Source organism: uncultured Roseobacter sp. (genome assembly GCF_947491795.1).
Taxonomy (GTDB): domain Bacteria; phylum Pseudomonadota; class Alphaproteobacteria; order Rhodobacterales; family Rhodobacteraceae; genus Roseobacter.
This window is the reverse complement of the sequence record NZ_CANLKW010000003.1, coordinates 480,378-491,053: the sequence shown is the minus strand read 5'-3', so window position 1 is coordinate 491,053 and position 10,676 is coordinate 480,378. Positions and strand designations below refer to the sequence as shown.

The 10,676-nt window shown below is 56.5% G+C and carries 7 protein-coding genes; 3 read left to right on the top strand and 4 right to left on the bottom strand.

The window, feature by feature from the left end; all coding sequences use genetic code 11:
- The first annotated feature begins 52 nt into the window (after nt 1–52).
- Nucleotides 53–1,003, top strand: a complete 951-nt coding sequence (locus tag Q1A34_RS14180; protein WP_300035309.1) for a D-2-hydroxyacid dehydrogenase — start codon at nt 53–55, stop codon at nt 1,001–1,003.
- Between the two features lie 399 nt (nt 1,004–1,402).
- On the opposite strand, the gene Q1A34_RS14175 is transcribed toward Q1A34_RS14180, so the two are convergent.
- From Q1A34_RS14175 to Q1A34_RS14160, 4 genes are all read right to left on the bottom strand, one after another.
- A complete protein-coding gene (locus Q1A34_RS14175; RefSeq protein ID WP_300035306.1) occupies nt 1,403–3,475 on the bottom strand; it encodes a methyl-accepting chemotaxis protein in 2,073 nt (690 codons plus the stop codon).
- 352 nt (nt 3,476–3,827) lie between these two features.
- Nucleotides 3,828–5,123 (bottom strand): Gfo/Idh/MocA family oxidoreductase, encoded by a 1,296-nt coding sequence (locus tag Q1A34_RS14170; protein WP_300035303.1) that lies wholly within the window; start codon nt 5,121–5,123, stop codon nt 3,828–3,830.
- A gap of 125 nt (nt 5,124–5,248) precedes the next feature.
- A complete protein-coding gene (locus Q1A34_RS14165) occupies nt 5,249–6,709 on the bottom strand; it encodes a UdgX family uracil-DNA binding protein (RefSeq protein ID WP_300035300.1) in 1,461 nt (486 codons plus the stop codon).
- A complete protein-coding gene (locus tag Q1A34_RS14160; RefSeq protein WP_300035298.1) occupies nt 6,709–7,944 on the bottom strand; it encodes a putative DNA modification/repair radical SAM protein in 1,236 nt (411 codons plus the stop codon). Before Q1A34_RS14160 ends, Q1A34_RS14165 begins: the two co-directional genes overlap by 1 nt.
- A 207-nt stretch (nt 7,945–8,151) precedes the next feature.
- On the opposite strand from Q1A34_RS14160, the gene Q1A34_RS14155 reads away from it, so the two are divergent.
- Nucleotides 8,152–9,186 carry a LacI family DNA-binding transcriptional regulator gene (locus Q1A34_RS14155; RefSeq protein WP_300035295.1) on the top strand — a complete coding sequence of 345 codons (1,035 nt, stop codon included), beginning with the start codon at nt 8,152–8,154 and terminating at the stop codon, nt 9,184–9,186.
- 116 nt (nt 9,187–9,302) lie between these two features.
- On the top strand, nt 9,303–10,607 hold the full coding sequence (locus Q1A34_RS14150) for a sugar ABC transporter substrate-binding protein (protein ID WP_300035292.1): 1,305 nt from the start codon (nt 9,303–9,305) through the stop codon (nt 10,605–10,607).
- The last annotated feature ends 69 nt before the right edge of the window (nt 10,608–10,676 follow it).

The window sequence follows — 10,676 nt, the reverse complement described above, 5'->3', positions numbered from 1 at the left end:
CCGCGCTGTCGTCCATGCGTACCGGAAAAAGGTCTGAGCAATGAAACCAAGGGTGCTCCTGCACAACAAAGAGACAAGCAGCCTTGCGGCTGAGCTGGTCAAAGCATGCCCTGCGGCAGAGGTGGCAGAATGCAACTCTTACGAAGGCTTGCCAGAAGCGATCGCGCGCTTTCGCCCTGACATTGTCTACACGGTCCGTTTCGCCGGATCGAATGGTTTTCCCCGTGATGCTCTGTTTGGTAATGACGGTCCGCAATGGGTGGCAAACGGCGGGGCGGGCACCGATCACTTTGGGCTCTGGGACGCTGACATCGTCACGGTGACTAATGCCGCTGGCGTCGCGGCGGATATGATGGCCGAGTATGTGGTGGGAGCATTTTTGCACTTCACGCTGGATGTTCCCGGCCTGATCAGTGACCAGAAGCACCGGATCTGGCGCCAGCGCGTTGTTCGGCCGCTAAAAGGATCCAGCCTGGTTATAGTCGGTCTTGGAAAAACCGGACAGGCGATTGCACTACGTGCGAAAGCACTGGGCATGAATGTTGCCGGCACCAGGGCGCGACCGCGTCAGATGGAGAATATCGATGAGGTGTGTGCACCGGAGGAATTGTCACGATTGTTAGCGCAGGCGGATTTTTTGGCGGTTTGCGCGCCATTGACTGCAAATTCACGAGGGCTTCTCGGAGACGCGGAATTCGCGTGTGTCAAACCTGGCGCGATACTGGTGGATGTTTCGAGAGGCGGGGTCGTGGATCAGCGCGCGCTGGTGCAGGCCCTGCGATCTGGACAGATCGCGGCGGCGGCACTGGATGTCTTTGAGACCGAGCCTTTGCCGGCCAACCATGAATTCTGGAGCCGGTCCGATGTGCTGATCTCCCCACATTGTTCATCTGTTTACGCTGGCTGGGAAAAAGCTTCGTTCTCGCTGTTTCTCGATAACCTGAAGCGCTGGATCGCAGGTGATCCATTGCTGAACACTGTGAGCCCGGAGCTGGGATATTGAGCTGTGCAGACTAGGCCCGCGAGGAAATCCTCCTGTTCGTAGCCAAACAATGGAGTTTCCAGAGTTTGGTCTCAAAACCGGTGATCAGCCTGATTTCAGCTGCTGTATTTATGTCGTTTTTTTGAAACTTTTGCCTTCAGACATCAGTGCAGCCCGAACGGTCTCTATGGTTCCGATATCTCTGACATGCCGCAAGTCCAGTCACCAGAAAAATCAGGTTGCCCAGAATGCGAATTGAACACGGCTCCATTGACTAGAGGTCTGGTTCCCGGCTCAGCAAAGTATGTTCGTGGACACCATACGAATGGATAATGGAACAGGAGAAGCCCGATGCCGGATCGAACTGCGTCGGAAACCAAGCCACCTGATTTCATTCAGTTTCCGGGAGTGTATTCCCGGTTAAAAGTCTTCCCACCCCTCGTCTGTAGAAAAGTCAGGAGTTGCCGGTGCCAGAGATGTGCCTGCAGAAACAGCTTTTCTGCGAGCTGGCGTCGGAGCTGTATGGTCCGGTTCTGGTTTCTTTGCAGGCCGCGCATGCTTCCGGGTGGTGCTTTGTCCAAGGCTAAAGCGCTCTACAGCCTGGACCAATGCTCCGGCTTCCTGTGTCAGGGCATGACTGGCTGCCGTGGTTTCCTCGAACATCGCTGCGTTTTGCTGTGTCACGTGATCAAGCTCGTTAACGGCTGAGTTTATCTCCCCGATGCCTGCGGACTGCTCGCGCGCAGAAGCCGCAATAGTCGAAATCCTTTCGGAGATATCTGTTACTGATTGTAAAATTACTTCCAGTGAAGTGCCGGTCTCGCCTACCAGCGAAACCCCTTCTTCCACCTGACCACTGGAATTTGTTATCAGAGTTCGAATTTCCTGTGCTGCCTCAGAAGACCTCTGAGCAAGCGCCCTGACTTCTGTCGCAACTACGGCAAACCCGCGCCCCGCTTCTCCTGCACGTGCAGCTTCAACTCCCGCATTCAGAGCGAGCAGGTTTGTCTGGAAAGCGATGTCGTCGATCACCTGAGTGATTTTGGAGATCTCTTTAGACGAGTTGCGAATACTGTCCATGGCTTCAACAGCCTTACCAGCCACCTGGCCGCCTTTTTCGGCGCGGTCCCTTGCTTCTGCAGACATGTTTGCCGCGTCGTCGGCACCTTCAGCCGCTGATTTGACGGAGCTTGTCAGCTCATCCAGCGCGGCCGCTGTTTCTTCAAGAGTTGCGGCCTGTTTTTCGGTACGGCGCGACAGGTCATCAGCCGACGTGGCGATCTGGCCGGTTTCGAGGCTGATGGACTCTGCGTTTTCCATCACAGCACCGATTGCTTTTCGCAATGATCCAAGAGCCGCATTAAAGTCTCCGCGCAGCTTTTCGTAGTCGGGCGGGAATTGCTCTGTGATGTCGCTGAGAAGGTTGCCTTCGGAAAGGCTTTGCAAGCCAGCGCCCAGGGCATCAACGACGCGGTTCAACTCAGCCGCGCGCGCTTCGCGCTCTTCCATCTCTTTTCTTTGCTGTTTTTCTTTCTCGGCTCTCAGTGCTTCCGCCGCGCGGTGTTTCTCCTCTTCGGAAGCCTGTTCTGCTTTCAGCTGCGCCGCTTCTTTTTCCCGAAGCTCTTTTTCCGACATGCGCTCCCGTTCGCGCTCTTCTTCAGCGCGGATTTTCTCCTGCTCCTGCATTTCTTTTCGTTCGATCATGCCAAGTCGGAAAGTCTCCAACGCCCGGGAAATTTCGCCAAAAACGGTCCGATCACGTCCATAGGGTACCGGCGCCTCGGTATCGCCATCTGACAGGGCGGACATCCGGGATGTGAGCAGGCGAATCGGCCGTGTAACGCTGTATGCGATAACGGCTGCGACGCACATAAGGCCCGCTGCAAGAAGCGCAAGCATGAGGTTCAGATCCCTGTTGATGCCAACCTGTGCCGCTTCAATGCGGGTCAGGTACGCTCCGGTCCCAATGACCCATTCCCAGGGGACGAAAGGCTGTACAACAGAAAGCTTGTCGACAGGGGGATCGCCCTCAGCGGCACCAGGTGCGGCCCATTGATAGGCCACCGTCGCAGGGCTACCGTCCCGTGTTCCCTCAACCATTTTGCGGAACAGATAAACACCATTCGGGTCGGTGAAATCAGAAAAGTCTCGGCCTGCCAGAGCGGGATTTGCGCCGTGAACCAGCATCTCGTGCGCGCGGTTGTTTACCCAGAAATAGTTGTCGCCTTCGTAGCGGAGTTCGCCAAGAACACCGAGCGCTCTTGATTGAGCTTCATCAACCGAAAGCTCACCGTTTTCAGATAATACATAGTAGCTCTGAACAATCGACATCGCGAGATCTGTCAGATGGGTGAGTTCCACACCCTTTTGCTCCAGAGAGGCGCTGTAGAAAGTCTTGATCGAGACCTTCTGCATCGTAAAGATTCCTGCAACCGAAATCAGCACAAGCAGGCACAGCCGACCACCGACACCAATTTTACCCAGAATGTTCATGTTCGCAGCTCCCGCAGGTAAGTCAGCTGCGACCAATAGTTCGGGTGATTTAAATTTCCCCTAACGGCCGGGCTGTTTGGTGCTGTTTTCCTGCAGCGGAAAGCAACTTCTGAACAACCGCCACCACAGCCGAAAACCAGGCTGTCAGAATGTGCTTTTGAGGCAAACAAACGCTGTCAGAAGCCGGCGTTTCAACACTGTACAGAATGATGAGAGTGTGCTGAATCGCACAATGCGTATTGGTCGACAGTCAGACCGTATATTAGGTGGTGCCCTCAGGACTAAAAACCGGTTTCAGCCGAGGAACGGCTAAACTGTTCGGCTTCCCGAGAGACCCGCGCGAGATGCCTGTTCAGGACCGCTCTGGCAAAAGTGAGAGATACAAATCCGTTACTGCATCCTCGTCAGAGCGGACGTCACTGATTTTCAGTACAGCACCTGCCGGCACGTCACATTCGAGAGCCACGCCGTGTGCCAGGCAAATCGGGAGAGCCTCTCCCGCCTGTCCGGCTGGCATGGCTTTGCCCCAGACCATGTATCCGCCTTCTCCATCCAGTACCTCGCCGGCTCTGAGATCGCGCTTCGCGACCGAGGCCACCGTGCCGCGCATCGCCTGCGCGCAGCCAGTCGGCTCTTGCCGCAGGGCAGCACTCAGGACGGACACGGACAGCTCGAGGCCAATCAGATGAAAGGGTTTGTGCATCGCGGCAAAACGGCCGGTGTCGTCGGTAGGAAGGCCATATTGGCGGAAACAGGCGGCCGCATAGTCATTCGGAGCTTCAAGTACGACATAAACGCCCCAGCGCAGATCCCGAAAGACCGGCCTTCCGTCGCGTTCAAGAGACGACACCGTTTCCACAAGACCACGTCCGTCAAGCTGACCTCCAACGGACCGGGGGCGCAATATATGAGCCAGGTCATCCACGCCGCAGGGCGGAAAAGAAAGCCCCAGTGCGGGTACGTCCAGCCCGCAGGCGTTTGCGATTGCCACCATTTCAATAGCGCTCTTGGTGCCGTCGAGGAAGGAATTGAACATCTGCGGGTTCATCCCGGCGCGTGCCGCTTCCTTGGATGTCAGGCCATAGTGATCCCAGACATTGTCCGGTGTGACCGAATGATATTCCGGCAGATATTTGGTACCCTTTCCCGCAGCGGCGACCGAAAAACCAGTTGCCCGTGCCCAGTCCACCATCTCGGCCACCAGCGCGGGCTGATCTCCGTAAGCCATTGAGTATACAACACCGGCCCGCTGGGCCTCCCAGGCAAGCGCAGGGCCCGCCAGGACATCGGCCTCTACGTTGACCATGATGACGTGTTTGCCCGCAGCGATCGCAGCCCGCGCATGCGCGATGCCCGCGCGCGGATTGCCTGTGGCCTCGATAATGACATCCAGATCGTCGCGTTCGGCAAGTGCCAAACCGCTGTCCAGAAAGGCCGTGGCATCGATGCGCGTGTCTTCCCAGCCGACCGCGACGCAGGCCGTGCGAGCCCGGTCCGGCTTCAGATCAGCAATCGCTGGTACCGTAAGCCCTTTTATCCCCGGAACCTGGCACAGAAACATTGATCCGAATTTACCGGCGCCGATCAGTCCCGCACGGACCGGCGTGCCCCGATCGCCTGCTTCTGCGGCCAGTTTTGCAAGGTTCATGCGCTGCTCCTATTCTGTTCTGTCAGGATGCCACGGCGACAGCTGGTTGTCATTGTTCTGCTGCGCCTGCCGTCTTCTAAAGCGGACTGAGGAGACTGTGCGGCTGAGAAAGCCCTGCCTGGCAGTCAAACGGACCTGATTTCTTTCGCATCCACTACGCCCTCTGAAGAAGCAAAGGCCGCAGCTGCCTGCAGATCTGTCCGAAAGGCAGCTGTCGCCGCTGCCCGGGTAGCCGGATCCTGCAAATGGAGCAGGTAAGCCGGATGATACGTAATCAGAACAGAAACACAGCCAGGGCCGCTTTCGATTGTTCCGCGCCGTTCTTTCAGGCCTCTTTTGTTGCCCGTCAGGGAGAACGCTGCTGTGGATCCCATCGCCAGCACAAGGCTGGGGCGTACTGCGCGCAGTTCGGCGTCCAGCCACCACTTACAGTGCTCTGTCTCGCCCGCGTCGGGACGCTGGTGGATACGTTTTCGCCCGCGTGGGAGAAACTTGAAATGCTTTACAGCGTTCGTGACGAAAGCCTTATTCCTGTCCAGTCCGACCTGGACGGCAATCTCATCAAATAGCTTTCCTGCCGGTCCCACAAACGGCAAACCAGAAAGGTCTTCGGCATCACCGGGCTGTTCCCCGACGATCATGAGATTTGCCTGCCGTGGGCCGACCCCGACCACAGCCTGCGTTGCGTTTTTATGCAGAGCACACCGGTCACAGGCGCGGATGGCGTCTTCGAGTTCACCTCCGTCGCCCGTCCAGGCAGAGGTATTTGCTGATTGTTGCGCACGGATTGAAGCGACACGGGCAGGGGGCAGGGTGGGCGCGTTGCGCGCCATTTCGCGGGCGCGTGCAGGGGCGGCAGACACGAGCTCCGAAATGGCTGCGGCCTCCGGCAAATTCTTCCAGTATTTTTGCGGCATCTCCGATTTCATCGCCTGAACCTTCAGGCGGGCCGGATTGAAGATGTTGCGAAAGTACGTGACCCAGAGCGCTTCACTGGCATCTTCGGGCAGGTCGGGACGTTCCAGGTCCTGTTTGAAATGCAGCTGACCGTTTTGGAAGAATGCGGAAATGTCCGGCGTCACAATCTGCCAGTCCATATCCGCAAAACGTCGTACGAAAAACTGTGCTGTTGGCTCTACCGTATGGTGCGTTGGTTCAAACCAGGCCGCAAAGGACCGGCGCCCGCTGCTGTCGGTGCCGGTATCGCGAAACCGCACAAAGGCTTTCATCTTGTGCTGGCACCGGCGCACGTTCTTTTCCATATGCCGGAGCCTGGCCAACTCTGCGTCGCCCCGGTCTGACATCAGATGCGGGTGTTGCTTCAGCCGCCAGAGAAAACTGTAAAGCCTGGCGAAACGGCTGGGATCGCTGTGCCAGACAACACAGTTGGCCATCGAAAGAAACGCGCGCGGCACGGTAACAGCTGTTGGTGCGCTGGGCAGGGCAGGGTCATCGAACAATCCTTTCTGGCCAGACGTGTCCCCCCATGTGATGCGATCCGGGGGCACGCTGGCCGCCAGAAAACAACGCGCCGCATCGCGCCAGGCCGTATCGGTACCAATGCGGGGCAGAACGACATGTGGCATCAGAAAAGGGACATCTGTTCGGGGGGCGGGGCAAACCGTGCCCTCAGGTTTTCGCTGTCTGTCAGACCCCCGGGCGTCCAGCCTGCGCAGGTCACAAACGCCCGGGCCTTTTTCATCGGGGCACCCATTCGGACCAGATCATCATAGCGCAGCGTCCTGTGACGCCGGGTGCCCAGAACGCGTTTGACGGTTTTGGTGCCAAAGCCAGGCACACGCAGCAGCAATTCCCGGGGCGCTCTGTTAATGTCCACGGGAAACAGATCCCGATGCGCCAGCGCCCATGCCAGTTTCGGGTCGATATCAAGATCCAGATTGCCGTCCGGTCTGTGACCTGTGATTTCGTTCAGCTCAAAACCATAGAAACGCAGCAACCAGTCCGCCTGGTACAGACGGTGCTCGCGCTGCAAGGGAGGGCTGATCAGTGGCAGCCTGGCTGAGGCGTCGGGTATTGGTGAAAATGCCGAATAGTACACGCGTTTCAGTCGGTAACCGGAATAGAGGCGTGTCGACTGGTGCAGAACCGTGGTGTCGGTGGATGCGTCTGCCCCGATAATCATCTGGGTCGACTGGCCTGCAGGTGCAAAGCGCGGCGGCCGTTTGCCGCTGAATGACCTGTCGCCTGCGCTTTCTTTGCGCAGCCGGACGTCCGCCATCGCACGGCGGATCTGTTGCGGGCTCTTTTCCGGTGCATATTGCTTGACCGAAGCATCTGTGGGCATTTCTACGTTTATGGACAACCGGTCGGCCAGCAGGCCGGCTTCCGCGATCAGTTCCGGGGCGGCATCGGGAATGGTTTTCAGGTGGATGTATCCCCGGAAATTTTCCACATGCCGCAGTTTGCGTGCAATGCGCACCATATCCAGCATGGTTGCATCCGGCGACCTGATGATCCCCGAGGACAGAAACAGACCCTCGATGTAGTTTCTGCGATAGAATTCAACGGTCAGCTGCACCACCTCATCCACTGAAAACCGGGCGCGCGCCACGTTGGAGGAGGACCGGTTGATACAATAACTGCAATCATAGATGCAGAAATTCGTCATCAGGATCTTCAGAAGGCTGATGCAGCGTCCGTCGGGTGCATAGGCGTGACATATCCCGCTGCCCTCATTCGAGCCCAGGCTCTTTCCCGCGCGTGAATCGCGCTTGTCCGAGCCGGAAGACGCGCAGGAAGCATCATACTTTGCAGCGTCGGACAGGATTGCCAGTTTTTGTTCAATTGTCATTTTTGCCATTTGTTCACTTTATGTTCCAAATTTGCAGAGAACAAGAGGGTGGCAGCGCACAGCGCTCAACGAGGCGGCATGTCGCGGTGCGCAGTAACTTTCTTGACAACATGATTAAGAAAAATTTGCGCGCGCGAAGTTTTATCGTCTATCCTGGCGACAGAGCCGGCGCGAACAGCGCGGGGTCGTTAACGGAAAACAGGAAACGCAGACCACATGAGCGAACCGAGAATACGGAACATGGAAGAGTTTGCGGCCGTCAGTGGCATCTCGCGACCAACTGTTTCCAAATATTTCAACGATCCGGAAAGCGTACGCAAATCGACGCGGATGCGCATTGAACAGGCACTGGAGCAGCACGAGTACCGGCCAAACATCTATGCTATCAACCAGAACCGCAGGCTGACCAAAAGCATCGGGCTTGTTGTGCCGTTTCTGGTGGACCCGTTCTTTGCGGAAATCGCCCGGAACATCGAGAATCTGATTATTGCAACAGGTTACCGGCCTATTCTTCTGAACTCACAGGGCCGATCCGAGCATGAGGTCGAAAACCTGGAAAGCCTGCGCTCGTTTCGTCCGGCGGGGGTGCTGATCGCACCACTGGGCCGGGAATCTGACAGATCGGCGCTTGAAGCTTTTTGTGAGGACGTGCCAACCGTTCTTTTTGACAGTAATATCAGTAATATAGGTCATGGATTTGTTGGTGCGGATAACCGCCAGTACGCCCGGGACATTGTAGAGTACCTGTGCCGTTCAGGTGAGCCTCCGTGCTTTTTCGAGATGCGGACACCTGCCAACCCAAATGCCAACAAAAGGCGTCAGAGTTATCTTCAGACCATGGAAGAGCTTGGCTATGAGCCGCATGTCATCAGTGTTGAGGGCACCGGATGGGCCTTTGAGGACATTGGTTACAGACAGGGTATGGCGGTTATCGAAAAGCGTCTTCTGCAGACCAACACAGTGCTTTGCAGTAATGACCGCCTGGCCATTGGTTTTCTGGCTGCCTGCTTTGAGAAAGGCTATCGCGTCGGGGTCGGACCGCAGAACGCCTTGCGTGTTGCCGGTATGGATGATCACCCCTTTGCCAGGTTCACCTGCCCGCCGCTCACGACTGTGGCGCAAAACTATGCGGCCGTGTCCAGTTCTGCTGTTGAAACGCTTCTGACGCTGCTCAGTCTGGGCGATTCTGAGTACCCTGCGCGCCGCGAACAACTGTTTGAGGGCAGACTGGTGAAGCGCATGTCCGCCTAACTAATTGGTTTCATTCAATTAAGAAATAAAAGTTTACTCGCGTAAAATTTTAATTTGACGAATGGTTAATCTAACTCGTATGGTCTCCCCACAGCATCCAAAACAGGGAGGACCGGATGTACTTTTCTAAAGCACTCTGTGCAGCCAGCGCCATTGCGATTATCGCAACAGGCGCCGCTCAGGCAGAAACACTTACAATCGCGACGGTGAACAACGGTGACATGATCCGTATGCAGGGCCTGACCGATGACTTCACAGCCAAGACCGGTCATGAAGTTGAATGGGTCACGCTCGAAGAAAACGTTCTTCGTCAGCGTGTGACAACAGACATCTCGACCAAGGGCGGTGCCTTCGACATCATGACAATCGGCATGTACGAGACGCCGATCTGGGGTGCCAACGGCTGGCTTGTGCCGCTGGACGATCTGTCTGACGATTACAACGTCGACGACATTTTGCCGGCAATGGCGGGCGGTCTGAGCTACGATGGTACGCTCTATGCCGCGCCATTCTATGGCGAAAGCTCGATGGTCATGTACCGCACAGATCTGATGGAAGCAGCAGGCCTCGAAATGCCTAAAGCGCCCACATGGTCGTTCATTCGTGAAGCGGCGGCGGCAATGACCGATCGTGACAACGAGATCAACGGCATCTGCATCCGGGGCAAGGCCGGTTGGGGTGAAGGCGGTGCATTCATCACAGCAATGTCCAACTCTTTTGGCGCACGCTGGTTCGACGAAGACTGGAATGCACAGTTCGACACGCAGCCGTGGAAAGACACTCTGGAATTCTACGTCGGCATGATGAATGAATCGGGCCCTCCCGGATACGCGACAAACGGTTTCAACGAAAATCTGTCGCTCTTCCAACAGGGTAAGTGCGGCATGTGGATTGACGCAACCGTTGCGGCATCCTTTGTGACCAACCCGAACGACTCGACTGTCGCCGACAGCGTGAGCTTTGCTCTGGCACCCGATAATGGCCTTGGCAAACGTTCTAACTGGCTCTGGGCATGGGCTCTCGCAATTCCTGCCGGTACTCAGAAAGAAGCGGCTGCAAAAGAGTTCGTCGAGTGGGCAACATCCACTGGTTATATCGAACTGGTTGCTGAGAACGAAGGTTGGGCGAACGTACCTCCTGGTGCGCGTACATCGCTGTACGAAAACCCGAACTATCTTGAGGTGCCTTTCGCGCAGATGACGCTGGACTCCATTCTGTCAGCAGATCCGAAAAATCCAACGGTCGACCCGGTACCTTATGTAGGTATTCAGTTTGCCGCTATCCCTGAGTTCGCTGGTATCGCCACCGAAGTCAGCCAGGAGTTCTCGGCAGTCTACGCTGGACAGCAGTCCATCGACGAAGCGCTGGCAAAAGCTCAGGCCATTACCAACGACGCAATGGAAGCTGCCGGCTACCGCTAACGCCCGGCTACCGTTAAATCAGGGGGCGGCACGTCCGCCCCCTGGCACTTTTCCCCAAAAAATTGCACA

Coding starts and splice junctions, on each gene's coding strand:
- Q1A34_RS14175 (WP_300035306.1), bottom strand. CDS start 3,475: ATGAACATTCTGGGTAAAATTGGTGTCGGTGGTCGGCTGTGCCTGCTT.
- Q1A34_RS14170 (WP_300035303.1), bottom strand. CDS start 5,123: ATGAACCTTGCAAAACTGGCCGCAGAAGCAGGCGATCGGGGCACGCCG.
- Q1A34_RS14165 (WP_300035300.1), bottom strand. CDS start 6,709: ATGCCACATGTCGTTCTGCCCCGCATTGGTACCGATACGGCCTGGCGC.
- Q1A34_RS14160 (WP_300035298.1), bottom strand. CDS start 7,944: ATGGCAAAAATGACAATTGAACAAAAACTGGCAATCCTGTCCGACGCT.
- Q1A34_RS14155 (WP_300035295.1), top strand. CDS start 8,152: ATGAGCGAACCGAGAATACGGAACATGGAAGAGTTTGCGGCCGTCAGT.
- Q1A34_RS14150 (WP_300035292.1), top strand. CDS start 9,303: ATGTACTTTTCTAAAGCACTCTGTGCAGCCAGCGCCATTGCGATTATC.